Annotated in this window: 23 protein-coding genes; 10 read left to right on the top strand and 13 right to left on the bottom strand. The window is 60.5% G+C overall.

Annotated elements, in window-relative coordinates; all coding sequences use genetic code 11:
- Positions 1 to 115: 115 nt before the first annotated feature.
- Positions 116 to 892: an IclR family transcriptional regulator gene (locus tag ACZZ0B_RS00975; RefSeq protein ID WP_008082993.1), complete on the bottom strand. Its 777-nt coding sequence runs from the start codon at positions 890 to 892 to the stop codon at positions 116 to 118.
- 177 nt (positions 893 to 1,069) lie between these two features.
- Here ACZZ0B_RS00975 and ACZZ0B_RS00970 point away from each other — a divergent pair, with 177 nt between their 5' ends.
- From ACZZ0B_RS00970 to ACZZ0B_RS00955, 4 genes are all read left to right on the top strand, one after another.
- On the top strand, positions 1,070 to 2,809 hold the full coding sequence (locus ACZZ0B_RS00970) for an FAD-dependent oxidoreductase (RefSeq protein ID WP_463544189.1): 1,740 nt from the start codon (positions 1,070 to 1,072) through the stop codon (positions 2,807 to 2,809).
- Positions 2,793 to 3,626: an aldo/keto reductase gene (locus ACZZ0B_RS00965; protein ID WP_463544188.1), complete on the top strand. Its 834-nt coding sequence runs from the start codon at positions 2,793 to 2,795 to the stop codon at positions 3,624 to 3,626. Before ACZZ0B_RS00970 ends, ACZZ0B_RS00965 begins: the two co-directional genes overlap by 17 nt.
- 203 nt (positions 3,627 to 3,829) lie before the next feature.
- Positions 3,830 to 4,717, top strand: a complete 888-nt coding sequence (ypfJ, locus tag ACZZ0B_RS00960; RefSeq protein WP_463394816.1) for a KPN_02809 family neutral zinc metallopeptidase — start codon at positions 3,830 to 3,832, stop codon at positions 4,715 to 4,717.
- Positions 4,718 to 5,668: an alpha/beta hydrolase family protein gene (locus ACZZ0B_RS00955; protein WP_463544187.1), complete on the top strand. Its 951-nt coding sequence runs from the start codon at positions 4,718 to 4,720 to the stop codon at positions 5,666 to 5,668.
- Between the two features lie 139 nt (positions 5,669 to 5,807).
- Here the strand turns inward: ACZZ0B_RS00955 and ACZZ0B_RS00950 are convergent, their stop codons facing one another.
- The 3 genes from ACZZ0B_RS00950 to ACZZ0B_RS00940 form a co-directional block, all read right to left on the bottom strand.
- Positions 5,808 to 6,401, bottom strand: a complete 594-nt coding sequence (locus ACZZ0B_RS00950) for an HAD family hydrolase (RefSeq protein WP_440096871.1) — start codon at positions 6,399 to 6,401, stop codon at positions 5,808 to 5,810.
- Entirely contained in the window at positions 6,398 to 7,267 is an 870-nt protein-coding gene (tesB, locus tag ACZZ0B_RS00945) for an acyl-CoA thioesterase II (RefSeq protein ID WP_008082985.1), read from the bottom strand. The genes ACZZ0B_RS00950 and tesB overlap by 4 nt, the downstream gene beginning before the upstream one ends.
- Positions 7,268 to 7,376: 109 nt before the next feature.
- Positions 7,377 to 7,946: a GNAT family N-acetyltransferase gene (locus ACZZ0B_RS00940; protein WP_008082983.1), complete on the bottom strand. Its 570-nt coding sequence runs from the start codon at positions 7,944 to 7,946 to the stop codon at positions 7,377 to 7,379.
- An 82-nt stretch (positions 7,947 to 8,028) separates the two neighbouring features.
- Between ACZZ0B_RS00940 and ACZZ0B_RS00935 the strand changes: the two genes are divergently transcribed.
- Positions 8,029 to 8,949: a histone deacetylase family protein gene (locus ACZZ0B_RS00935; protein ID WP_463544186.1), complete on the top strand. Its 921-nt coding sequence runs from the start codon at positions 8,029 to 8,031 to the stop codon at positions 8,947 to 8,949.
- Positions 8,950 to 9,227: 278 nt separating this feature from the next.
- Positions 9,228 to 10,466: a TIGR03862 family flavoprotein gene (locus ACZZ0B_RS00930; RefSeq protein WP_008082981.1), complete on the top strand. Its 1,239-nt coding sequence runs from the start codon at positions 9,228 to 9,230 to the stop codon at positions 10,464 to 10,466.
- A 95-nt stretch (positions 10,467 to 10,561) separates the two neighbouring features.
- Here the strand turns inward: ACZZ0B_RS00930 and ACZZ0B_RS00925 are convergent, their stop codons facing one another.
- Together ACZZ0B_RS00925 and yedA are read right to left on the bottom strand one after the other, a co-directional pair.
- A complete protein-coding gene (locus ACZZ0B_RS00925) occupies positions 10,562 to 11,899 on the bottom strand; it encodes a DEAD/DEAH box helicase (protein WP_463544185.1) in 1,338 nt (445 codons plus the stop codon).
- A 52-nt stretch (positions 11,900 to 11,951) separates the two neighbouring features.
- Entirely contained in the window at positions 11,952 to 12,887 is a 936-nt protein-coding gene (gene yedA / locus ACZZ0B_RS00920) for a drug/metabolite exporter YedA (protein WP_463544184.1), read from the bottom strand.
- Positions 12,888 to 13,050: 163 nt separating this feature from the next.
- Between yedA and ACZZ0B_RS00915 the strand changes: the two genes are divergently transcribed.
- The gene (locus tag ACZZ0B_RS00915; RefSeq protein WP_463544183.1) at positions 13,051 to 13,503 is read left to right on the top strand and encodes an Lrp/AsnC family transcriptional regulator; all 453 of its coding nucleotides are present in this window, start codon (positions 13,051 to 13,053) and stop codon (positions 13,501 to 13,503) included.
- Positions 13,504 to 13,833: 330 nt separating this feature from the next.
- Here ACZZ0B_RS00915 and ACZZ0B_RS00910 read toward each other — a convergent pair whose 3' ends face one another.
- From ACZZ0B_RS00910 to ACZZ0B_RS00900, 3 genes are all read right to left on the bottom strand, one after another.
- Positions 13,834 to 14,439 (bottom strand): 3'-5' exonuclease, encoded by a 606-nt coding sequence (locus ACZZ0B_RS00910; RefSeq protein WP_008087369.1) that lies wholly within the window; start codon positions 14,437 to 14,439, stop codon positions 13,834 to 13,836.
- A 24-nt stretch (positions 14,440 to 14,463) separates the two neighbouring features.
- Positions 14,464 to 14,943 carry a LabA-like NYN domain-containing protein gene (locus ACZZ0B_RS00905; RefSeq protein WP_007949802.1) on the bottom strand — a complete coding sequence of 160 codons (480 nt, stop codon included), beginning with the start codon at positions 14,941 to 14,943 and terminating at the stop codon, positions 14,464 to 14,466.
- A gap of 274 nt (positions 14,944 to 15,217) precedes the next feature.
- On the bottom strand, positions 15,218 to 15,964 hold the full coding sequence (locus ACZZ0B_RS00900; RefSeq protein WP_463544182.1) for a DUF2076 domain-containing protein: 747 nt from the start codon (positions 15,962 to 15,964) through the stop codon (positions 15,218 to 15,220).
- Positions 15,965 to 16,142: 178 nt separating this feature from the next.
- Here ACZZ0B_RS00900 and ACZZ0B_RS00895 point away from each other — a divergent pair, with 178 nt between their 5' ends.
- A complete protein-coding gene (locus ACZZ0B_RS00895) occupies positions 16,143 to 16,817 on the top strand; it encodes a YciC family protein (protein WP_440096940.1) in 675 nt (224 codons plus the stop codon).
- 75 nt (positions 16,818 to 16,892) lie between these two features.
- Positions 16,893 to 17,972: an endonuclease/exonuclease/phosphatase family protein gene (locus tag ACZZ0B_RS00890; protein WP_463544181.1), complete on the top strand. Its 1,080-nt coding sequence runs from the start codon at positions 16,893 to 16,895 to the stop codon at positions 17,970 to 17,972.
- A 271-nt stretch (positions 17,973 to 18,243) separates the two neighbouring features.
- Here ACZZ0B_RS00890 and ACZZ0B_RS00885 read toward each other — a convergent pair whose 3' ends face one another.
- The 4 genes from ACZZ0B_RS00885 to ACZZ0B_RS00870 form a co-directional block, all read right to left on the bottom strand.
- Positions 18,244 to 19,080: an ABC transporter ATP-binding protein gene (locus ACZZ0B_RS00885; RefSeq protein WP_401391814.1), complete on the bottom strand. Its 837-nt coding sequence runs from the start codon at positions 19,078 to 19,080 to the stop codon at positions 18,244 to 18,246.
- The gene (locus ACZZ0B_RS00880) at positions 19,068 to 19,871 is read right to left on the bottom strand and encodes an ABC transporter permease (protein WP_008081110.1); all 804 of its coding nucleotides are present in this window, start codon (positions 19,869 to 19,871) and stop codon (positions 19,068 to 19,070) included. The genes ACZZ0B_RS00885 and ACZZ0B_RS00880 overlap by 13 nt, the downstream gene beginning before the upstream one ends.
- 10 nt (positions 19,872 to 19,881) lie before the next feature.
- On the bottom strand, positions 19,882 to 20,868 hold the full coding sequence (locus tag ACZZ0B_RS00875) for an ABC transporter substrate-binding protein (protein WP_440096941.1): 987 nt from the start codon (positions 20,866 to 20,868) through the stop codon (positions 19,882 to 19,884).
- 515 nt (positions 20,869 to 21,383) lie between these two features.
- On the bottom strand, positions 21,384 to 22,874 hold the full coding sequence (locus ACZZ0B_RS00870; RefSeq protein WP_440096942.1) for an aldehyde dehydrogenase: 1,491 nt from the start codon (positions 22,872 to 22,874) through the stop codon (positions 21,384 to 21,386).
- A gap of 221 nt (positions 22,875 to 23,095) precedes the next feature.
- Between ACZZ0B_RS00870 and ACZZ0B_RS00865 the strand changes: the two genes are divergently transcribed.
- On the top strand, positions 23,096 to 24,010 hold the full coding sequence (locus ACZZ0B_RS00865) for a LysR family transcriptional regulator (protein ID WP_008081103.1): 915 nt from the start codon (positions 23,096 to 23,098) through the stop codon (positions 24,008 to 24,010).
- Positions 24,011 to 24,070: the final 60 nt, after the last annotated feature.

Genomic DNA, 24,070 nt, shown 5'->3' with positions numbered 1-24,070 from the left:
CCGCACAACTTTTCCCATGTAGGAGCTGCCGCAGGCTGCGATCTTTTGATCCTGTCTTTAAAAACAACATCAAAAGATCGCAGCCTGCGGCAGCTCCTACAGGGGATTGTGGCTATTAGATGAACAGTTCCGAGGCCAGGCTCGCTGCTGATAATTCTTTGGTGAATGTCAGCAACAGCGGCGCCAGTTCATGCAAGCGTGCGCCCGGCATGCGCGCACTGGGGCCGGCGATACTCAGCACGCCGATCACTCGACCATCCGTAGGATGTTTCACCACCGCGGCAATGGCCGAAGTGCCGACCGCCGAGCTTTCTTCAACGCAGGCATAACCCTGTTCACGGGCCAGGCGCAGGCGTTCCAGCAATTCGATATTCGAACGCGGCGCATTCGGCCCGACTCCCGCCGGCACCTCCGCCGCCTGACGTTCGACCATCGACAGCGCCTCGGCGTCGGTCATGCACGCCAGCCACGCATGCCCGGACGCGGTGTAGAACAGCGGCGCATCGCGGCCCATGTCCGGGTCATAGCGCAGACCGGTGCGCGCGCCTTGCGCTTTGGCAATCCAGGTTTGGCGCTCGCCGTCGATCACGCCCAGGCGCACCAGCTCGCCGCTCTCTTGCGCCAGCCGATCAAGCACCGGCTGAACGATGTCGGCACCGCTGCTCGACAAGTATTGAAAGCCCATCGCAACCAGTTTGGTCGACAGGTGATAACGCAGGGTCTCCGGATTCTGCCGCACGTAGCCCAGGCGGATCAGCTCGGCGAGCAAGCGATGCGTTGCGCTCTTGGGGATGTCCAGTTGCTCGGCCAGCGTCTGCATCGGCAGCCCGCGCGGATCACTGGTGAGGCTTTCCAGCACGCTGAAAACCCGTTCGATTTGACTGCCGGCCATGGAGAAATCCAAATGAAATTTCGCCGATTCTAGAAGACATCCTCGGCAAAGCGAAATCTGCAACCGCCCGTTCGATAACCGCCCGCTTTGTCGGCTCAAGACTTGTCGAGCGCTGCCGCCACTGGTTATTTTCTGGAATCAAATTCCAAAAACAATTCAGCGCTGGAGCCTTGTTTGATGTCTGTCGAACTTCCCGAAATCGACTGCGATGTGTTGGTCGTCGGCTCCGGCGCCGCCGGGTTGTCGGCGGCCGTCACTGCGGCGTGGCATGGCCTGAAGGTTATCGTCGTGGAAAAAGATCCGGTCTTCGGTGGTGCCACCGCGTGGTCGGGCGGCTGGGCGTGGGTGCCATGCAATCCACTGGCACGTCGGGCCGGCATCATCGAAGACGTCGAACAACCGCGCACCTATTTACGCCATGAACTGGGCGAGCATTTCGACCCGGCAATGATCGACGCCTTCCTGACCGCCGGGCCGCGCATGGTGGCGTTTTTCGAGCAGCACACCGTCCTGCAATTTGCCGACGGCAACGCCATTGCCGACATTCATGGCGACACGCCGGGCGCTGGCACCGGTGGACGTTCTGTCATCGCCGCCCCTTACGACGGACGCAAAGTTGGGCGCTTGCTCAAGCGTCTTCGTACAACAATGCGCGAAACGTCCTTCATGGGCATGCCGATCATGGCCGGCGCGGATCTTTCGGCGTTCCTCAATTTGACTCGTTCGCTGAAAGCGGCGTGGCATGTGACGCGACGTTTTACCCGGCACCTGCTCGACCTCGCGGTTCACGGCCGGGCAATGCAACTGGTCAACGGCGTGGCGCTGGTCGCGCGACTGGCGAAATCTGCCGAAGACCTCGGCGTATTGCTGTGGCAATCGGCGCCAGTTACCGAATTGCTGCGCGACGACAATCGTGTTTCAGGAGCCTTGATCAACAGCGGTAAAGGCCCGATCCGCATCCGTGCGCGCAAAGCCGTGGTACTCGCGGCGGGAGGTTTCGCCAACGATATCGAACGGCGCAAAGCCCTGTTCCCACGCACGCCAACCGGCCACGAGCATTGGGCGCTGCCACCGCTGGCCGTCAACGGCGATGGCCTGCGCCTGGGGGAAAGCGTCGGCGCGCGGGTCAACACCGATGTCGCTTCACCGGTGGCGTGGGCACCGGTGTCGCAAGTGCCACATTCCGACGGCAGCACCGGCCATTTCCCACACATCATCGAGCGCGGCAAACCCGGAATCATCGGTGTGCTGCGCAACGGTCAGCGCTTCGTCAACGAAGCCAACGGTTACTACGACTATGTCAGCGCGATGGTTGCCGCCGCGCCGGAAGGCGAAGAAGTCGCCTCGTGGCTGATCTGCACCCACGCCTTTCAACGGCGTTATGGCCTTGGCATATCGAGGCCGTTTCCGCTGCCGGTGTCAGAATTTATCCGCAGCGGCTATCTGAAAACCGGTAACAGCGTTGAAGAATTGGCCAGTGCTTGCGGCATCGACCCGGGCGGCTTGCGCCAGACTCTCGACGATTACAACCGCCATGCACGCAACGGCGAAGACCCGCAATTCGGGCGCGGCTCAACACCTTACAACCGCAAACAGGGTGACCCGGCGAACCTGCCCAACCCCTGCGTTGCCCCGATAGACACCGGCCCGTTCTATGCCGTGAAAGTCCAGCCGGGCTGTTTCGGCACCTTCGCCGGCCTCAAGGTCAACCCGCACGCGCAAGTGCTCGACGCCAACGAACACGCCATCACCGGGCTCTACGCGGCTGGCGCCGACATGGCCAGCATCATGGGCGGCCACTACCCGGCAGGTGGGATCAATCTCGGCCCGGCGCTGACGTTCGGTTACATCGCCGCCCGGCACATCGCCAGCATCACTGCTTTCGAACAGGAGATCGACCATGCAGCACATCGTTAATGCCCAGGGTTTGAACATGCCGAAACTCGGCCTCGGCACCTGGCCGATGCTCGGCGACGAATGCACCCGCGCCGTCGAGCAGGCGCTGGAACTCGGTTATCGCCACATCGACACGGCAGCGGCCTACAACAATGAAGATGCGGTCGGACAAGCGCTGGCGAATACGCCGACACCGCGCGAGCAGATCCATGTCACCAGCAAGGTCTGGTGGGATCAGCTGCAACCCGATTCCATGCGCCACTCCATGGCGCGCAGCCTCAAGGCGTTGCGCAGCGACTACGTCGATCTGTTCATGATCCACTGGCCGAGCACTGACTGGGATTTACCCCGTACGCTCGAAACATTGGCGTCATTCAAGGAACAGGGGTTGGCGCGCAACATCGGCGTGGCGAATTTCCCCCTGGCGCTGCTGCGCAAAGTCGTCGAGGAATACGGGATTGGTCTGTCAGCGATTCAGGTCGAGTACCACGTTCTCCTCGGCCAAAACGCCCTGCTCGACTACGCCCGTCAACACGACATGGCACTGACGGCCTACACCCCACTGGCACGCAACAAGGTCTCGGACATCCCGCAGATTCAACAGATAGCCAAAAAGCACGGCGTACTGCCGACGCAGGTCGCACTGAAATGGTTGCTCGATCAGCCCAACGTCGCGGCCATTCCCAAGGCCAGCAGCCAGACCAATCAACTGGCCAACCTGGCCTCGCTGAAGGTCGAGCTCGACGATGAAGACCGCGCATTGATTGCCGCCCTGCCGAAAAATCAACGCCAGGTCAGCCCGGATTTCGCGCCTGAATGGGATGCCTTTGATCGCTGATCGATGACCTGCTGAAAGAAACCCGCCACCGGATTGAATTCGCGGGCCGGGTGATCGTCAATAACAGGCCCGACCTCGTCTGCACGAGGCCGGGCCTGTTTGCGTGTGGCCAATAGACGGACGACCGGACTGGCGCCACACTCACACACCAGCAACACTCATCACCACGTGCTATTCACCCGATACAAACAGAGGATTCCCACATGCTATGGAAAAAAGGCCGACGCAGTGACAACGTCGTCGATGCCCGTGGTGATGATGCCGGCGGTGGCGGCGGCATGCGCTTCGGCGGCGGCAAAGGCCTGAGCCTGGGCGCGATCCTGCTGATCGTCGGGATCGGCTGGATCACCGGGCAGGATCCATTGCAGATCCTCGGCCAGCTCGCCGGGCAATCCACCCAGCAAGCGGCGCCGACCTCGCAAACCCGTCAGGCGCCGCCGGCCAATGATGAGCAAGCCGAATTCGTCCGTTCGATCCTCGGTGATACCGAAGACACCTGGGGCGCGATTTTCCAGCAGGCCGGGCGCCAATACAAAGACCCGACGCTGGTGCTGTTCAGCAATCGGGTGAATTCCGCCTGCGGCCTGGCAACGTCCGCCACCGGCCCGTTCTACTGCCCGGCTGACCAGAAGGTCTATCTGGACATGGCCTTCTTCCAGGAAATGTCGCAACGCTTCAAGGCTGCCGGCGATTTCGCCCAGGCCTACGTGATCGCGCACGAAGTCGGACACCATGTACAGACGCTACTCGGCGTCTCGGCGAAAATTCAGACAGCCCGCCAGCAAGGTCGGCAGATGGAAGGCGACGGCGGTTTGTTGGTGCGTCAGGAATTGCAGGCTGACTGTCTCGCCGGTGTCTGGGCCTACAGCGCGCAGAAGCGCCTGAACTGGCTGGAACCGGGCGACATCGAAGAAGCCTTGAACGCGGCCAACGCCATCGGTGATGATCGCCTGCAGCAACAGGGTCAGGGGCGTGTGGTGCCGGACTCGTTTACCCACGGTACGTCGGCGCAAAGGGTGCGCTGGTTCAAAACCGGATTCGCGCAGGGCCAGGTCGGCCAGTGCGACACCTTCGCGGCGAAAAACCTGTAAATGCATAAATGGCTTTTGGCGTTACTGATTGTTGGCAGCACTGCGCAAGCCGCCGGTGTCGATGCAATCAGCCCCGGTCGCTTGCAACTCAAGGCCGGGGAAATGGCAGTCGGCATCGGTCCCGCGCCGGAGAAGATCGAGCGTGTGCTGATCGTCATTCATGGCCGTTTGCGCAACGCCGAGACCTATCGCAAAAGCGCCGAGAGCGCGGCCGAACTGGCCGGGCAAAGTGCGCACACGCTGGTGATCGCGCCGCAGTATCTCAATGAAAGCGATGTCGCTCTGTACTCGCTACCTGCGACGTTGCTGCGCTGGCAAGGCAACGAATGGATGGGCGGAGGGTTATCCACAGGCCCGAATCCGTTGAGTTCCTACGCGGCACTGGACGAAATCGTCGCGCGGATCAGCGATCGCAAACAGTTTCCCGACGTGAAGCAGATCGTTATTTTCGGTCACTCCGGTGGCGGTCAGGTGGTGCAGCGTTATGCCCTGCTGGCCAAGGATCAGCCCGCGCTGAAGGCCAACGGCATTCGTTTGCGCTACGTGGTCGCCAATCCTTCGTCCTATGCGTACTTCAATGAACAGCGGCCGGTGGCGTTCGATCATGCCAAGTGCGTGGGTTTCAATCGCTGGAAGTACGGTCTGACAGACATGCCGGTGTACGCCGGTGGGCAAACGCCGTTGCAGCTTGAGAGCAGTTACGTCAAACGCGAGATGATTTATCTGCTGGGGCAGCAGGACATCGATCCCAAGCATCCGGCGCTGGACAAGCGATGTGAAGCCGAGGCACAAGGTGCCTATCGTCTGGAGCGTGGGAAGTTGTACTTCGGCTATTTGCTGCGCCGGCATCCGGAAGGGGTGAATCAGCGGCTGGTTGAAGTGCCCGGGGTCGGGCATAACGGCGATGGCATGCTGACCTCGCCGGAGGGGCAGAAGGCGTTGTTTGAATAAGTCCTGTATTGAATGATCTGCCGCCATCGCTGGCAAGCCAGCTCCCACAGTGGGTTGTGTCGCACACATTTTGCATCCACTGAAAATCCCTGTGGGAGCTGGCTTGCCAGCGATGAGGCCATATCAAACAACCGAAATGTCAGGTAAACAACATCCTGCGCAACTCGACACAATCCCTGGCATGCCAATCGGTCAACTCAGGCCATGGGTTATCCGGCAGATTCACCAACACCGTCCGCGCCCCCGCCGCTCGCCCGCAATCCAGATCAAAGCGGTAATCACCGACCATCACCATCTCGCTGGCCGCCACATCCCAGGCCTCTGCCAACTTCAGCAATCCACCCGGGTGCGGCTTCGGTGGCGCTTCGTCGCGGCCCAGCACATCGTCCACCGCAAAGCAGTCAGCCAAACCAATCGCCTCCAGCGTCACATGCGCCAACTCCCGCGCATTGCGGGTGAGGATGCCGAGGCGATAACCGCGCGCGTGCAGTTCACGCACCAATTCCACCGCCCCGGTCGCCGGGGTCGAGCCCAGCGCCAGATCGCGTTCGTGCTCGAGCAACCACGCATGTTTGGCCGCCGCCTCATCCGCCGGCAACGCGGCGAGATGCGTAAGGATGTCGTCCTGCGGCGGAATCGCCAATGCCACGCGAATCGCCGCAAAATCATGCACGGCGACGGTCAGCGTGCCGTCCATGTCGAACACCCAATGGCGAACGTCGCTCAGGCTCATGCCCAATCCTTGCGATGACGAATCAAGCCTTCCTGCGTGACCGACGCCACCAGTTGCCCAGCACGGTTGTACACGCTGCCACGGGAAAAACCACGGGAATTGCCGGCCCACGGACTGTCCATCGCGTAGAGCAACCAGTCATCGGCGCGCAGATCGTTGTGGAACCACAGCGCGTGATCGAGGCTGGCGACCTGCATGTCCTTCTGCCACACCGATTTGCCGTGGGGCAGCATCGAGGTGGTCAGCAGGCCGAAGTCCGAGGCGTAGGCCAGCAAGTATTTGTGCAGCGCCGGGATGTCGGCCAGCGCACCGTCTGCACGGAACCACACGTACTTCACCGGATCGGCCGGTTGCGGGTTGTACGGGTCTTTTTCGGTGACCGGGCGCACTTCGATCGGCTTCGGGCACAGCAGCTTTTCACGCATGTGCTCGGGGATCAGTTGCGCGCGTTGCTGAAACAGCTCCAGCTCCGACGGCAGGTTTTCCGGGCCGACCACGACAGGCATCTGGCTCTGGTGTTCGAAGCCGGCTTCGTCGTACTGGAACGAAGCGCTGCAGGTAAAAATCGGATGGCCCTTCTGGATCGCCGTGACGCGGCGGGTGCTGAAACTGCCGCCATCGCGCACGCGATCAACCGAATAAACCACTGGCAATTTGGCGTCGCCCGGACGCAGGAAATAACCGTGCATCGAGTGCACGTGGCGCGCTTCTTCAACCGTCTGACTGGCCGCCGACAGCGACTGACCGAGCACCTGACCACCGAACAACTGACGGAAACCCAAGTCCTGGCTACGGCCACGAAACAGGTTTTCTTCGATTGGTTCCAGGGTCAGCAGGTCGACCAGATCTTCCAACACTTGGCTCATTCAGACTCTCCTCACACAAAGCTATGCCGCGCAGTCTTGGCTGCGGCGGGCGATTCAGGTTCTGGCACGGGCCAATGATTTGGCGGCCATTGTAAACGTCCGTGTCGGCTTAGCCATGCAAGGTTTGCAGCCATTGTTCCCGGGTGATGCGGTACAGCACATGCCTGCGCAACGGATGATCGGCGGCAAGCTTGGGGTGATCGAAATCATCCTCCGGGGCGTGATGCATGCCGATCGCCTGCATGACCTTCTCCGAAGGCAGATTGGTTTGCGCGGTGAAGGAGACGATTTCCTTCAAGGCCAAGCGGTCAAAGCCGCAACGCAGAGCGGTCCACGCCGCTTCACTGGCATAACCGAGCCCCCAATGTTCCTTGGCCAGACGCCAGCCGATCTCCACCGCCGGGGTGAACGGTGCGTCGAACCCGACCACGCCGAGCCCGGTGAAACCGATGAATTCGCCGCTGTCCTTACGCTCCAGCGCCCACAAGCCGAAACCGTGCTCGGCAAAATGCCCGCGCACGCGGCCGATCATCGACGCGCTTTCCAGTCGGCTCAAGGGTGCTGGAAAGTAGCGCATCACCTGCGGATCGGCGCACATCGCCGCAAATGCCGGCAAATCCTCGTCCTGCCACTGACGCATCACCAGCCGCGCGCTTTGCAGTTCCAGTATCGGCTCCATCGTGCCCCTCCGTTTCCATGCCGCAAGTCTACATCGCTGGTAGGATCCTTCACTCTTTCCTACGTTCCTACATGAAACCGACATGCCATTGCCGCTGATCTACCACGAAGACTACAGCCCCGAGTTTCCGGCGGATCACCGCTTCCCGATGGACAAGTTTCGTCTGCTGCGCGATCACTTGGTCGACAGCGGTCTGACCCGCGATGCTGACCTGCTGCGCCCCGAGATCTGCCCCAACGACATCCTCGCCCTCGCCCATGACCGTGCGTATATCGAACGCTACATGAGCGGCGAGTTGTCCCGCGAAGACCAACGGCGCCTCGGCCTGCCATGGAACGAAGCCTTGGCCCGACGTACGGTGCGCGCGGTCGGCGGTTCGATCCTGGCGGCGGAACAAGCCCTGGAGCATGGCCTGGCCTGTCATCTGGCCGGCGGCACTCACCATGCGCATTACGATTACCCGGCCGGTTTCTGCATCTTCAATGACCTGGCGATCATCAGCCAATACCTGCTGCAAAGCGGTCGAGTGAATCGCGTGCTGATCTTCGATTGCGATGTACACCAGGGTGACGGCACGGCGCGGATTCTTCATGACACGCCGGAGGCGATTACCGTTTCCCTGCACTGCGAGAAGAATTTTCCTGCACGCAAAGCCGAAAGTGACTGGGACATTCCGCTGCCCAAAGGCATGGGCGATGGCGATTATTTGAAGGTGGTCGGCGACACGCTCAACTATTTGCTGCCGCTGTATCAACCGGATCTGGTGCTGTACGACGCCGGTGTTGATGTGCACAAGGACGACGCCCTCGGTTATTTGCAACTGACGGACGAAGGCGTCGCCGCCCGTGATGAAAGTGTGATGCGTCATTGCCTGGGCCGCGACATTCCGGTGATGGGCGTGATCGGCGGCGGCTACAGCAAGGATCGCCACGCCCTCGCCCGCCGCCATGGCATCCTCCATCACAGCGCGCAGCGGGTCTGGCAGTCACACGGTTGTCATTGAGCTGTGCTGCGTTACCCACAATCGCTGTGGAACTGCCTGTGGATAACCTGAGTGAAAGGGCCTACAGCCCATACCGCTTATGGCCTGCAGCGCACTGATCATTTTTCAACCAACATTCTGAGCCAACACTATCCTGTAGGAGTGAGCCTGCTCGCGATAGCGTCAGCACCTTCAACATTAACTTGGCTGACACACCGCTATCGCGAGCAGGCTCACTCCTACAAAAGAGCTGCGCTGTTAGAATGCGCGGCTTATCCCGCCATACCGCAGCGCACGCCATGACTCAGAATTCCGCCTCCTCCCCCGCTCACGTCGCCATCATCGGCGGTGGCCCTGCCGGCCTGATGGCCGCCGAAGTGCTGAGCCAGGCCGGAATCCGCGTCGATCTGTACGACGGCATGCCCTCGGTGGGCCGCAAATTCCTCCTGGCTGGCGTTGGCGGGATGAACATCACCCACTCCGAAGCGTACCCGGCGTTCCTCTCGCGCTACGCCGAACGCGCACCGCAAATCGCCCCGCTGCTGCGCGGCTTCGATGCTGACGCGTTGTGTAAATGGATTCACGATCTCGGTATCGAAACCTTTATCGGCAGCTCCGGCCGCGTATTCCCTACCGACATGAAAGCCGCGCCGCTACTTCGCGCCTGGCTCAAGCGTCTGCGCGACAGCGGCGTAGTTATCCACACCCGCCATCGCTGGCTCGGCTGGGATGAACACGGTGCGCTGCGCATCGACAGCCCGGAAGGTGAAATCACCGTCAAACCCGACGCCACCCTGCTCGCCCTCGGCGGCGGCAGTTGGTCGAGGCTCGGTTCCGACGGAGCCTGGATGCTGCCACTGGAGCAACGCGGTGTAGGACTTGCGCCGCTGCAGCCAAGTAATTGTGGCTTCGAGGTGCAGGCCTGGAGCGAGTTGATGGTCAGCAAATTCGCCGGCGCGCCGCTGAAAAATATCGCCATTGGTTTGAACGATGACATTCCGCGCCTGGGTGAATGCGTGATCACCGCGACCGGGATTGAAGGCAGTCTGATTTACGCGCTGTCAGCGCCGATTCGTGAGGCGATCAATCAGTATGGCGCGGCGGTTGTTCACATCGACCTGCTGCCCGGCCGGCCTGTGGATAAATTGCAGGCGGCGTTGAGCAAGCCAAGGGGTTCGCGTTCGATGGCCAAGCATCTGCACAGCCAGGTCGGGATTGATGGGGTGAAAGCGGCGTTGCTGCGTGAGCTGACCGATGCTGCGACTTTCGCCGATCCGGCGCTGTTGGCCCGGGCGATCAAGGCGTTGCCGCTGACCTTGGTGAAACCGCGGCCGCTGGACGAAGCGATCAGCAGTGCCGGTGGCGTGACGTTTGAGGCGATGGATGAGCGCTTGATGCTCAAGGCCTTGCCGGGGGTATTCTGCGCGGGGGAGATGCTCGATTGGGAAGCGCCGACAGGCGGCTACCTGCTGACAGGCTGTTTCGCCAGCGGCCGGGCGGCAGGGTCGGGGATCCTACAGTGGCTCAAACACCCCTAACCCTGTAGGAGCTGACGAGTGAAACGAGGCTGCGATCTTTTGATCTTCGGCAATCAAGATCAAAAGATCGCAGCGTGCCGCAGCTCCTACAGGCGTTAAGGCTTACGCTTACGAGGGCCGGTGTTAAATACCGGCACTTTGCGCACAGGCTTGATCGAAGGCTCCGGCGCCTGCGTCTCGCCGCTATCCACCCATTTGCCCAGATTACGCTTGCCGCCACCGCCAGAAGCTTTCGGCTTCTTCGGTTTCTTCGGCTTCTTGATCACCTGACCGCTGGCGTCGGTGTCCGGCACGCGGTGCTCAGGTTCGAAGTCCGGCTCGTTCTGACGCTTCAAGGTCTGGCGCGTCAGCATTTCAATCGCCGACAACATGTTCACTTCATCCGCGCACACCAGCGAAATCGCCTCACCGGTTGCACCCGCACGGCCGGTACGGCCGATACGGTGGATGTAGTCTTCGGCCACGATTGGCAGATCAAAGTTGATCACCAAGGGCAAATCTTCAATATCCAGACCACGGGCAGCAACGTCGGTCGCGACCAGAATCTGCACTTCACTGAGCTTGAAACGGTCCAGCGCGCGCTGGCGGGTTGCTTGCGGTTTGTCACCGTGGATACCGTCGGCATTCACACCCAGACCCTGGAGTTTTTCCACCAGCGCATCAACGCCGTTGCGGGTCTTGGCGAACACCAGCACCTGCTTCCACTTGTTCTTGCGCATCAGGTGCACGAACAGTTCGGCCTTGCGCTTTTTGTCGACCGTGACGATCCACTGCTTGACGGTGTTGGCGGCGACGTTGCGCGGGCTGACTTCGATGCTCAGCGGATCGTTGAGCATCTGCCCTGCCAGCAGGCGGATGTCATCGGAGAAGGTCGCGGAGAACAGCAGTGTCTGGCGCTTCTTCGGCAGCATGCGATAAATGTTCGCCAGTTCTTCAGAGAAGCCCAGGTCGAGCATGCGATCGGCTTCATCCAGCACCAGAGTCTGCAACTGATCGAGTTTCAGCGCGTTCTGACGGAACAGGTCAATCAGGCGACCCGGCGTGGCGACCAGCACATCGACGCCGCCGCGCAGCTTCATCATTTGTGGGTTGATGCTGACGCCGCCGTAAACCGCATAAGTGCGCAGCGGCAGGTTATCGGCGTACTGGCGCACAGACTCATGAACCTGCTCGGCCAGCTCGCGGGTCGGCACCAGAATCAGCGCACGCGCCGAGTTGGCAGCGACTTTCGGCCCTTCCATGCTCAACAACTGCAACAGTGGCAAGGCGAAACCGGCGGTTTTGCCGGTGCCCGTCTGGGCGGCGGCCATCAGGTCGCGACCGGCCAGAACGGCCGGGATGGCTTGCGCCTGCACCGGCGTCGGGGTCTGGTAGCCGAGCGTCTCAAGGGAGCGCAGCAAGGGTTCGATCAGGCCAAGGGTGGCGAAAGTCATGGGAGTACCGTAGGAAAAGATGACGCGGGCATGCAATGCCGCGCAGTTTACCCTAATTCGTACGCGTTTCTGTGGGAACGGCTGTCGGCGCCACGACTGGCGGCTGTGCTGGCCGGCGCCACTGCGGCAAGCCAATCAGCACCACGGCGCTGATGATCACCAGCATCGCCAGCGCTTCTTCGATGCCGATGGTCTCGCCAACGAACACGATCCCGAGCAACACCGCGACAGCCGGATTGACGTAGGCATAACTGGTCGCCGCCGCCGGGCGCACGTGCTTGAGCAGGTACATATAAGAGTTGAAGGCGATGATCGAGCCGAAGAAGATCAGGTACGCCAGCGCCAGCCAGCCTTCCATCGGCGGCACTGCTTGCAGGCGTTCGCCGCTCATCGCGCTACCGATCAGCAACACTGCGCCGCCGACCAGCATCTCGACCGCACTAGCCATAGCGCCCGCTGGCAACGGCAGATGTCTGCTCCACACCGAACCGAACGCCCAGGTCGCCGCCGCAAAAATCAGCAGTGCCGCGCCCATCGGGCTCGATTGCAGGTTGGTGCCCATGTTGAGCATGGCAATGCCGATGATTCCCAACGCCACTCCGGCCCACTCCAGCCGGGTATTGCGCGCACCCCAGAAATAACCAAACAGCAAAGTGAACAGCGGCACCGTTGCCACCGCCAAGGCCGCGACACCCGAAGCCACGCCGGTGTGCTCAGCCACGCTCACCGCGCCGTTACCGAAACTGAGCAGCAAAATCCCGATAATCCCCGCCGCTTTCCACTGCGCCCAGGTCGGTGCCGGCGCCCCGCGCCAGCGCAGAAACGCGTACATCAACGTGCCCGCGATCACGAAGCGCACACCACCGAGCATCAGCGGTGGCCAGTACTCGACGCCGATGCGGATCACCAGGTAGGTCGATCCCCAAATCACATACAGCGCGAAAAACGCGGCGATCAGCGGTAGAGAAAAACGGCGCAAGGCAGACATGAGCGGCTCGACTGTCAGGATCAGGGATTGGATTATTCTAGAAAGGCACACGGGCAAAAATAAGCTACAAAACCTGTTTATCAGGCCGGTACACTTTGGAAATAACGGAGATCGAAGGGTTAAACCACGATTTCGAAAGTCTGGCATTTTCAGGAGTACGGCCTTGGACAAATACGACCGCATGCTGCTCAGCGCCCTGCTCGAAAATGGCCGTGCGTCTTACGCCGATCTGGCGCGCAAGGTGAACCTGTCAGCGCCCGCGGTGGCCGAACGCGTGGCCAAGCTTGAGGCATCCGGAGTAATCACCGGCTATGAGGCAAAAATCGACCTGTCGAAAATCGGCCTGCCAATCCAGTGCATGATCGAGTTGCGTCTGCACCAGAACGGCAGTCAGAAGGTCTACGACGAACTGGTGAAGATCCCGCAACTGACCGAGTGCTTTCGAGTGACGGGCGATCCGTGCGTGATGATGAAAGGCGCGGTGGGTTCAATGCCGGAGCTGGAAGAGCTGATCAACCGCGTGGCGAAATTCGGCTTCAGCAAGACATCGATCGTGCTGTCGAGCGCCATCGAAAAGCGCGTGCCGTTAAGCCATATCGAAAACAACGGAAAGTGAATAAATCGCGTGACCGCCCCTCTCCCTGCACAGAAACAATCTTCCCTCCCTGTAGGAGCTGACGAGTGAAACGAGGCTGCGATCTTTTGATCTTTCACCTCTAGATCAAAAGATCGCAGCCTTCGGCAGCTCCTACAGAGGATCGGGTGGCGTCAGCGATAGCGTTGCAGGTGTTCGCTGAAAGGTTGGCCGCCATATCTCCCTGCACAGGAACACTCTTCAATCCCCTGTAGGAGCTGACGAGTGAAACGAGGCTGCGATCTTTTGATCTTTCACCTTTAGATCAAAAGATCGCAGCCTTCGGCAGCTCCTACAGGGGATCGGGTGGCGTCAGCGGTAGCGTTGCAGGTGTTCGCTGACTTTCGCGGCGGGGACTTTCTGCAGTTTGCACAGCAGGTCGTGCGACAGCTCGCGCACGCCGTGCTTGTGGCGCAACTCTTCGGCCAGATGCGCCATCAGGTTGGCCGCCATCTCGGCGTCAGCCATGGCCCGGTGAGCCTGGCCGGTGTGCGGCAGGCGCGCGAATGTGGTGAGGGTGCCGAGCTTGTGATTCGGCGCTGCCGGCATCAAGCGTCGGGCCAGCAGTAACGAGCAGGCAAAATTCTGCAACCGCGTGCGCTTGATGCGGCCCAGTTCAAAGTCCCAGAACTTCTGGTCAAACGATGCGTTATGCGCCACCAGCGGCGTGCAGCCGACGAACTCGTTGACCTCGTTCATCACCTGCTCGGCCGGTGGCGCGGTGCGCAGCATAGCGTTGCTGATGCCGGTCAGTTGTTCGATGAACGCGGGGACGCGGACGCCGGCATTCATCAGGCTCTGGTAACGCTCGACGATGCGGCCGTTTTCCAGCATGACCACGGCGATTTCCGTGGCGCGACAGCTGCTGTTCGGCGAGAGGCCGGTGGTTTCAAAGTCGATGACTGCAATGCGTTCCAAACCGGGTTCAACTCCGTACAAAAATCAATTCTTGAGCAACAGCGCGCCTTCGATCGGCACGTAACGGCTGGCCGCGCGAATCAGCGAGTTGGCAGTCAGTCCCGGTACGCCATAGGCGACCGCTTGCACGCCGTGCTTGCTAATGATGCGTTCGAGCAGCATGTCGAAATCACCGTCACCGGAGGCCAGGACGATTTCGTCGACATGGTCGGCGGCGTCCATGATGTCGAGGGTGATGCCGACGTCCCAGTCGCCCTTGGCCGAGCCGTCACTGCGCTGGATGTACGGCTTGAGCTTCACGGTGAAGCCGAGGTTGCGCAGGATCTGCTGGAACTGCTGCTGCTTGCTGTCGCCACGGTCGATCGCGTAGGCGTAGGCCTCGACGATCTGCCCGTCCTTGCTGATATCCGCCCACAGCGCGGCATAGTTGAAATGGCAACCATAGGCCTGACGTACGGTGTAGTAGAGGTTCTGCACGTCGGCGAACACTGCGATTTTTTTCACCGGAGTTCCTGTGGGCGCGCAAGCGCACGAAGCGGGATCGGGCGCGTGGCCCGAAAAAGGCGCTCAGTATGCCAGCCATGAGGAAGGTTCAGCGAATAATCACCGGCAGGCGCCGAGGTGCTACTGACGAGTGGTGAATGTGGTGAGGGGATTAAGCGAAACGTCGCACCGCCCCGATGGGCTGCGGAGCGGCCCCAGTTTTTTGGGGACTGCTGCGCAGTCCGACGGGGATAAATCCCCTCGCCACAAGGTTAGCGTGAAGTTTAGAGATGGGTCAGACGAAGGAGTCGTCGTCATCGAAGAACGATGAGCTGTCGTCGCTGCTGTAATCGGTGTCGGTGAACCCGCCCTGATCGTTGCCGGCCATGCGCTGATCATCGCCCCAGCCGTTGTTGCTCTGGTCGGCCACCTGCGCCGGTTCTTCCTTGATCACTTCAACGATTTCTTCCGGCTGCTGGTTGTGGTGGAACAGGCTGCTGATGCCCTGCGCCAGCATCACGCCACCGGCGACACCGGCGGCGGTTTTCAAGGCGCCGCCAAGGAAGCTGCCGCCCGCTGCCGGAGCCGCTTGTTGCGCATAGTTAGGCGGCGCTGCGCCGAAGCTCTGTTGTGGCGCGGGCCCGCCGAAACTCTGCTGCGGGGCCGGTTCACGCCAGCCGCCAGTGGACGACGGGGCAGCACTTTGGGTCGGCGCCGGACGCGGGCTGCCACCGAAAATACTCGAGAGAAAACCGCCACCACCGCTCGGGGCAGGTGCGGCACTCTGCGCTTTTGCCGACTGTAATTCAGCCTGCAAACGCTGGACTTGCTGGGTCAGTTGTTTGTTCTGCTCATCGAGGCTCTTCAGCGCAGCCTCTTGCACCAGAATCGCCTGGGTCATGAAATAGCCTGCCGCCGGCTGGCGGGTCAGGTGTTCCTTGATCCGCGTTTCAGCCTGGGCGTCGCGCGGGGCTGCCTCCGTTTCGGCCTGTTGCAGCCGGGAAAACAGTCCATCGATCAGGGTTTGCTCTTCGCTGTTCATGGCGACCTCGTAGATTGCCGGGGATAACGTTGCCCTCGCCCACTTTGAGTGAGGTGCTCTCCTGTAATGGAGACAGTGACAAAACGTTTCAATGACCTTTACCGAATGTTTACGTTTGTGCCGCCGCGCGCATCATCGGTTAAAGTGAGCCACTGTTTTCGACCTGCGATACCGACTGATGAATGCCCTCGAAGTACTGCGCGACTCTTTGTATTTTTTCAAACGCCATTTGGGCAGCATCGTGCAGTTGTGTCTGCCGCTGGTGATTTTTGAAGCGTTGTTGCAGCAAGTGGTCGATCACAACACCGACCCGGACAGTTTTTCCTCGGTCAGTGTGGTCGTCGGCCTGTTGGTCTATCCGCTCTACACCGCTGCACTGATCCTGTTTCTCGACGCCCGCACCCGTGGCGAGTCGCCGCGCACCCTTGATCTGCTGGCGATGTCGGCCCGCCTGTGGCCGCGTTTCGCCCTGCTGACCGCGCTCAACACGTTGTTGATCTTGCTCGGCCTGTCGCTGTACTTCCTGCCGGGCCTGATACTGATGGTCATGCTCGCGTTCGGTGAGTACCTGCTGGTGCTGCGCGGCCTCGCCCCGTTGCAGGCAATGAAAGAAAGCCTGCGCCTGACCCGCGGGCATTTCTGGCGAATTCTGCTGTGCATTCTGTGTGTGATGACGCCACTGTGGCTGCTCAAGGGCGCGACGCTGGCGGTCTATCCCGAGCCGCAGAACCCGGCGATTGCCGTGCTGATCGAAAGCGCCCACAGCTTCCTGCAACTGTTCACCAGCGTGGTGTTGTTTCGCCTGTTCATGCTCATCAGCGAATTGCCTGACAAACGTGGCGGAGCGGTCTGACAGCGCAGCGCTTGGGCATGGCGACCGCCCTCAGGTATGCTCGGGGCCACTTTCTGTAACGCTATAAGCCGAGCCATGACCCGTCTACTGCGCTACACCCTGTTGCTTGTTGTGCTCGCCATCGCCCTGATCGGCGGGCTGATCTTCAGCCTGACCTGGCGCCCCGATGCCCGCGAAACCCTGCCGGTCAGTTGTACCGGGAAACCGCCGACGCTGGTGCCGGGGCAAGCGCTGAAAGTCATGACCTGGAACGTGCAGTTTCTTGCCGGCAAGCGCTACGTGTTCTGGAATGACCTGGCCCAGGGCGACGACGAATCGCCGACACCGGAAGACATGGCCTTCAGCCTTGATGAAGTGACGCGGGTGATCCGTGATGAGCAGCCCGATGTGCTGCTGTTGCAGGAGCTGGATGACGGCGCCAAGGCCAGCGATTATCAGGATCAGCTCAAACTGCTGCAGGAAAGGGTTGCCGACCTGTATCCGTGCAGCGTCAGCGCTTTTGACTGGAAGGCTGACTTCGTTCCTGATCGGCATATCTTCGGCAGTGTCGGCCGGCAACTGGCGACCCTCAGCCGCTACCGCATCGAACACGCCGAACGCCTGCAATTGCCGGTGGCCTCGGCGAACTTCATCAGCCGTCAGTTTCAGCCCAAAGATGCCTTGCTCGCGACCAAGCTGCCGCTCAGCGATGGCGGACAATTGACCGTATTCAATACGCATCTGGAACTTGCCAGCCAGCCGGACAGCACCTTGCAGGCGCAAGTGAGCGCCGTGGCCAAGGTCCTCGACAAATATGAAAGCCAGGGCCTGCCATGGCTGATCGGCGGTGACTTCAACCTGTTGCCGCTCGGGCAATACCGCCGCTTGCCGGTCGAACGGCGTACGCCCTACTCCACCGACAGCGAACTGCATCTGCTGTGGGACAAGTACCCGATGATCCCGACCAACAACGAGGCCGGCGGCATTGATCGTGCGCAGTGGCTGACGCACTACCCCAACGACCCCGGCCTGAATGGCCCGGATCGCACGGTGGACTACCTGTTCTACAGCCCGAAAATCAAACGGATCGAAGCGACGGTGCGCCAGGACGATACCTTGCGCATTTCCGACCACCTGCCGGTCATCGCCCGCTTCCTCCTCCCCGCCGCCCCATAAACAACACCCCCCTGTAGGAGCTGCCGCAGGCTGCGATCTTTTGATCTTCAAGAACAACAGCAAAAGATCGCAGCCTGCGGCAGCTCCTACATTTGGCGTTGGATCAGCCAGCACACAGGCCGGCAGACACACCGGTTTCGCGAGCAAGCTCGGCTCCTGCAGGGTTACTCGGCAGCAGATTAATCAAGGTAGGAGCTGCCGCAGGCTGCGATCCTTTGATCTTCAAAAACAACATCAAAAGATCGCAGCCTGCGGCAGCTCCTACAGCGGATCAATGCACTTCTTCGAGGTCGTCGTGCAGCAGGCCGAAGATCTGCCGTTTCATGTCAATGAACGAGCGCTCCATGACCATGTCCAGCGAGCGCGGGCGTTCGATCGGCACGTCGAGAATCTGTTTGATCCGCCCCGGTTTCGCGCCCATCACATAGACCCGGTCGCCGAGCAAGATAGCTTCGTCGATGTCATGGGTGACAAACAACACGGTCTTCTTGCTGTTGCCCCACACCCGCAGCAACAGTTGCTGCATCTGCAAACGCGTCTGGCTGTCCAGCGCGCCGAACGGTTCGTCCATCAACAGAATCTGCGGATCATTGGCCAGCGCCCGGGCAATCGCCACGCGCTGCATCATCCCGCCCGACAACTGTTTGGCGTAGTTGTCGGCGAACCCGGCGAGGCCGACTTCGTTGACGTAGTAATCGACAATCTCCTTGCGCCGCGCCGCCGGCATGCCGCGCCGTTTCAACCCGAACTCGACGTTCTGGCGCACCGTCAGCCACGGGAACAGTGTGTAGCTCTGAAAGACCATGCCGCGATCCGCGCCCGGCCCCTGCACTTGCTGGCCACCGACATAGATTTCGCCGGAGGTCGGCTCGGCCAAGCCTGCGGTCAAATAAAGCAGGCTGGATTTACCGCAACCCGAAGGCCCGACCAGCACCGCAAACTGCTGATCCGGCACCTCGAACGAGACCTCTTCTAGCGCGGTAAACGTGCCGCCGTCGGGCTTCTTGTAACGCAGGCTGACCTTGTCCACCTGCAAGCGCGGCGCCGCTTGCGCAGGCGCGGCAACGGGTTCGATAAAACGATGATTGGCAGCAGTCACTGAGCCCATGCGGCAACCCTCAGGCGAAGAAAGCGGAACAGTTGATCGGTGACCAGACCGAGCAGGCCGATGATCGCGATGGCGAGGAAAATCACATCCACCTGAAAACCGCGCATGGCTTTCAGGCTCAGGTAACCCAAACCGCTGGACGCGGCGACCAGTTCCGCCACCACCAGATACGTCCAGGCCCAGCCCATGGTCACGCGCAAAGTGTCGAGCACGCCCGGCACCGAGGCCGGCGCGATCACATGCAACACCGCATCGCGGCGGCTGGAGCCCAAGGTGTAGGACGCGTTGATCAAATCCTTGGAAATGCCTTTCGATACGTCGGCGATCATCACCAGTTGCTGGAAGAACACGCCGAAGATAATCACCGAAACGCGCTGCTCCAGACCGATGCCGATCCACAAAATAAACAGCGGCACGAACGAGGTCACCGGCAGGTAACGAATGAAGTTCACCAGCGGTTCAAGGAATGCCTGAACGATGCGGAAGCTGCCCATCAGCAACCCCAACGGCACCGCCACCAGCGATGACACAATGAAGCCGACCATCACTACTTCGACACTGGCCCACACATGTGTGCCGAGCGTGCCGTCGCGGCTCAGGCGCACGGCGGCTTCAACCACCGCGCCCGGCGTCGGCAAAAACATTCCGGGCACGATGCCGCCATAAGAAAGTCCGGCCCACAGACCGACCAACAACACCCAGGCCAGAGCGCTGGCGCTCCACACCACTTGCACCGGCAACGCGGTTTTCGGCGTGAGGCTGCGGCTCAGCCACGAATTGCGCTTGAACATTGCAGGCCTCCTAAAGCGGGCTGACGAAACGGTTGTCGACCAGCTCGTCGTTGCTGACGTTGTACGGTTTGCCCTGCAATTCGCTGGCGGTTTCGTTGGCCAGTTTGATCAGCGGCGCGCTGTCGCCCGGTTTGCCCGGTGAGCCCAGCAGTTTCTCGCTCATCGCCTGATCGTAAAAACGCACGCCCTGCGCAGCGGCGGCCAGTTCCTTCGGATCGGAGAGGTAGCCGCCGACGCCTTTGGCCATGATTTTGTAAGCGTCTTCCGGATGATCCTTGGTGTACTGCACGGCTTTGTACAAACCGGCGACCAGCGCTTTGACGTCTTCCGGTTGCTTGTCGATGACGCTGCAATTGAGCGCGACCACATCGACGATCACGCCGGGGGTGCTGCTGCTGTCGATCAGCACTTTGCCTTGCTGTTTGTCGCGGACCATCGACAGGTGCGGTTCCCAGGTCACGGCAGCGGGCACGCGACCGGCGATGAACGCGGTGGCGGCATCGTCAGCGGTCATGTTCTGCACGGTGATGTCGCTCATGCTCATGCCGTTCTTTTTCAGCAGGTACGAGAGCCAGAATTGCGAGGTCGAACCCTCGTTGACTGCCACGGATTTGCCCTTGAGTTCTTGCAGGCTCTTCACGTCCTTGCCGACCAGCACGCCGTCGCCGCCATGGCTGTCATCCAGCGCCGCGACCGCTTTGAAGCAGAACTGCGGACGGTACTTGAGCACTTCATCGATGGTCGACGCCGAGCCGGACAATTGCCCGGACGCCTGCGCGGCCATGTACATCGACGCCTCTTCGACCACCGGCAATTCGACGGTCAAACCATTTTCCTTGAAGTAGCCCAGATCCTGAGCCAGATAAAGCGTGCCGTAACCGACCCACGTGGTGTGGCCGATGGACAGGGTGCCGGCCTGGGCGCTGGTCGCGACCGTGGCGGCCAGAGCGGTAATTGCCAGAGGGTGAGTGAGACGGAGACACAAGGACTTGATCATGGAGCACTCCCGACGCTGTTGATTTAGTTTTGTCATGGGCAGTACGGTCGCCGGCCGTTGTGCAGTTGCTGCCGTTGGTCTCTCGCGGACGCTTGGGCGGACAACATTCGGCTGGCGGGCAAGATCGATGGTGGGCCATGTGCGCGGCGAGGAAAATCAGGAAATTGTTGGCTGCAAATGATGAAAAAACTGGGTAGTGCGCACTGCTATAGGGCGGGGATTGCAGGGGTGCGCGAGGTGAGTGCAGATTGGGGGTTTTCGACGAGTGGAAGAATGTCATCGCTGGCAAGCCAGCTCCCACAGTGATACCCGGTGTACTTCGGATTTTTGGGCAACATTGAACCTGTAGGAGTGAGCCTGCTCGCGATAGCGTCAGGTCAGTCGATAATTTGTTGACAGACCCACCGCTATCGCGAGCAGGCTCACTCCTACAGGGATCTCGGGTGTGGCTGGATTTCATGCACACCGCGAAAACCTGTGGGAGCTGGCTTGCCAGCGATGGCGGCGACTCGGTCTCAGCGCAACTGGAACCAGGTGGTTTTCAGTTGGGTGTATTTATCGAACGAATGCAGCGACAGATCACGGCCAAAACCGGACTGCTTGCCGCCGCCAAACGGCACCGTCACATCCAGCGCATCCACCGTGTTGACCGACACCGTGCCCGCGCGCAACCGACGCGCCACGCGATGGGCGCGGTTCAGGTCATCGGTCCACAGCGACGCCGCCAGACCGTACACACTGTCATTGGCCAACCTGATCGCCTCTTCCTCACTGTCGAACGGCATCACCGCCAGCACCGGCCCGAACACCTCTTCCCAAAACAACGGCATGTCGGCTGTTACGTCGGTAAAAATCGTCGGTTCAATAAAATTATCCGACCCGTTAAAGCATCGCTGCTGACCACCACACACCCGCGTAGCGCCCGACTGCTCGGCGCTGCGAATGAAGCGCATGATGCCGGCCGTCTGCTTACCGTCGACGATCGCACCCGCACTGCTCTGCGGATCCAGCGGATCGCCCGGCAACCAACGCTCGGCGTGCGCTTTCAACCGTTCAACAAACTCATCATGAATCGAACGCTCCACCAGCAAGCGCGAATTGGCCGAACAGACTTCACCCTGATTGAAGAAGATCCCGAACGCGGCTTTTTCCGCCGCCAGATCGAGATCCTGGCAATCGGCGAACACCAGATTGGCACTCTTGCCGCCGCACTCCAGCCACACCTGCTTGAGGTTCGACTGCGCGGAATACTCCATAAAATATTTGCCGACCTGCGTCGAGCCGGTGAACACCAGACAATCGACATCAGAGTGCAAACCCAACGCCTTGCCAGCCTGCTCGCCGAGCCCCGGTAACACGTTGAGCACACCCGCCGGCAACCCGGCTTCCAGCGCCAGTTCAGCCAGGCGCAACGCCGAAAACGGCGACTGCTCGGCCGGTTTTAGAATCACCGAATTACCCGCCGCCAGCGCTGGTGCGAGCTTCCATGCGGCCATGTCCAAGGGGAAATTCCACGGCACTACAGCCGCTACCACACCGAGCGCTTCACGAGTAATGGTCGCCAACACATTCGGCGCACTGGGCGCGACTTGATCGTAGAGTTTGTCGATGGCTTCGGCGTACCAACGGAACACCCCGGCGGCGCCCGGCACGTCGATGTTGTAGGCATCCATCACCGGTTTGCCCATGTTCAGCGAATCGAGCAAGGCCAGTTCTTCGCGATGCGTCATCAGCAAATCCGCCAAGCGCAGCAACACTTGCTTGCGCTCGGCAGGCGGACGCTGCGACCAAGTGCCCGCCTCAAACACTTGCCGCGCATTACGCACTGCCACATCGACATCTTCCTCGCCACATGCAGCGACATTCGCCAGGCATTGCCCAGTCGCCGGATTGATCGCAGCAAAGGTCTGCCCCGATTGCGCGGCGCAATGTTTGCCGTCGATCACGGCTTGATCGGGAAATTTCAATGCAACGGCACGGCGCTGCCACTCTGCAAGCTCGAACACGACGGATGCTCCTGAGACATTATTGTGCCTCGATGGTCGCTCACGCCCGCGCGGGCTAAAAATAGTAAAAATATCTTCGCAGGCAATAAAAACACTGGGCAATGACTTCCCCCAATCGCTGCGCAGGTGGCTATGGTTGAAGGATAAAAACATCGTCGTGCAACGGACGTGGCGGCGCACAAATTGCTTTGAAGTCGAGTCCGCTCGTCCTGAGGTTTGCCGTGGCCGCCTACAATTTGCGTCAGTTGAAATACTTCATCACCACCGTCGAATGTGGCAGCGTTGCCGAAGCCTCGCGCAAGCTGTACATCGCGCAACCAGCGATTTCCACCGCGATCAAAGGTCTGGAAGACAGCTTCGGCGTGCAACTGCTGATCCGTCATCACGCCCAAGGCGTGTCGCTGACGCCCAGCGGTGCGCGGTTCTTTCGCAAGTCTCAAGAATTGCTACGCATGGCCAAGGAGTTCGAGCAGAACGCCCTCGCCGACAACGACGTGGTCGCTGGGCAAATCGATATTGGCTGTTTCGAAACGGTTGCGCCGTTATACCTGCCGCAGTTGATCGCCGGGTTTTCGGCGCTGTATCCGGGAGTGAAAATCCGCATCCGCGACGGCGAGCAGCAGGAACTGGTGCAAGGCCTGACGTCAGGCACGTTTGATCTGGTCATTCTCTATGAACATGAACTCGACGCGACCATTCAGACCGAACCGCTGATGCCCGCGCAACGACCCTATGCGCTATTGCCGGCGGATCATCGCTTTGCTCAGTACAAGCAGGTTTCGCTGCGCGATCTGTGTCTGGAACCGATGATCCTGCTCGACGTGCAACCGAGCCGAACCTACTTCGTCAGCCTGTTCGAAGAGCTGGGGCTGACCCCACGCATCGAGTTCAGCTCGCCATCGATCGAGATGGTGCGCGGGATGGTCGGCCAGGGTTTCGGGTTTTCGATTCTGGTGACCAAACCGCATTCGGAATGCACCTACGACGGCAAGAAAGTCGTGTGCGTGGACATCGTCGAGGACGTCACCGGTTCAGGCTTGGTGGCGGCATGGCTCAAGCGAGGGCAGTTGACCAAACCGGCGCAGTTGTTCGCTGATTATTGCCGCGAACAACTGACGGCCAAGACGCACCCTTGACAGCAAAAGATCGCAGCCTTCGGCAGCTCCTACAGTAGATCGATGTCGCAGCATTATTTT

This window comes from Pseudomonas sp. AC247 (assembly GCF_979258015.1).
The sequence above is the reverse complement of the archived record's forward strand: the minus strand, read 5'-3'. Positions and strand labels throughout refer to the sequence as shown.

Coding starts and splice junctions, on each gene's coding strand:
- ACZZ0B_RS00950 (WP_440096871.1), bottom strand. CDS start 6,401: ATGAGCCTGAGCGACGTTCGCCATTGGGTGTTCGACATGGACGGCACG.
- ACZZ0B_RS00940 (WP_008082983.1), bottom strand. CDS start 7,946: ATGGAGCCGATACTGGAACTGCAAAGCGCGCGGCTGGTGATGCGTCAG.
- yedA (WP_463544184.1), bottom strand. CDS start 12,887: ATGTCTGCCTTGCGCCGTTTTTCTCTACCGCTGATCGCCGCGTTTTTC.
- ACZZ0B_RS00970 (WP_463544189.1), top strand. CDS start 1,070: ATGTCTGTCGAACTTCCCGAAATCGACTGCGATGTGTTGGTCGTCGGC.
- ACZZ0B_RS00965 (WP_463544188.1), top strand. CDS start 2,793: ATGCAGCACATCGTTAATGCCCAGGGTTTGAACATGCCGAAACTCGGC.
- ACZZ0B_RS00900 (WP_463544182.1), bottom strand. CDS start 15,964: ATGAACAGCGAAGAGCAAACCCTGATCGATGGACTGTTTTCCCGGCTG.
- ACZZ0B_RS00925 (WP_463544185.1), bottom strand. CDS start 11,899: ATGACTTTCGCCACCCTTGGCCTGATCGAACCCTTGCTGCGCTCCCTT.
- ACZZ0B_RS00930 (WP_008082981.1), top strand. CDS start 9,228: ATGACTCAGAATTCCGCCTCCTCCCCCGCTCACGTCGCCATCATCGGC.
- ACZZ0B_RS00955 (WP_463544187.1), top strand. CDS start 4,718: ATGCATAAATGGCTTTTGGCGTTACTGATTGTTGGCAGCACTGCGCAA.
- ypfJ (WP_463394816.1), top strand. CDS start 3,830: ATGCTATGGAAAAAAGGCCGACGCAGTGACAACGTCGTCGATGCCCGT.
- ACZZ0B_RS00875 (WP_440096941.1), bottom strand. CDS start 20,868: ATGATCAAGTCCTTGTGTCTCCGTCTCACTCACCCTCTGGCAATTACC.
- ACZZ0B_RS00885 (WP_401391814.1), bottom strand. CDS start 19,080: ATGGGCTCAGTGACTGCTGCCAATCATCGTTTTATCGAACCCGTTGCC.
- ACZZ0B_RS00895 (WP_440096940.1), top strand. CDS start 16,143: ATGAATGCCCTCGAAGTACTGCGCGACTCTTTGTATTTTTTCAAACGC.
- tesB (WP_008082985.1), bottom strand. CDS start 7,267: ATGAGCCAAGTGTTGGAAGATCTGGTCGACCTGCTGACCCTGGAACCA.
- ACZZ0B_RS00890 (WP_463544181.1), top strand. CDS start 16,893: ATGACCCGTCTACTGCGCTACACCCTGTTGCTTGTTGTGCTCGCCATC.
- ACZZ0B_RS00880 (WP_008081110.1), bottom strand. CDS start 19,871: ATGTTCAAGCGCAATTCGTGGCTGAGCCGCAGCCTCACGCCGAAAACC.
- ACZZ0B_RS00975 (WP_008082993.1), bottom strand. CDS start 892: ATGGCCGGCAGTCAAATCGAACGGGTTTTCAGCGTGCTGGAAAGCCTC.
- ACZZ0B_RS00935 (WP_463544186.1), top strand. CDS start 8,029: ATGCCATTGCCGCTGATCTACCACGAAGACTACAGCCCCGAGTTTCCG.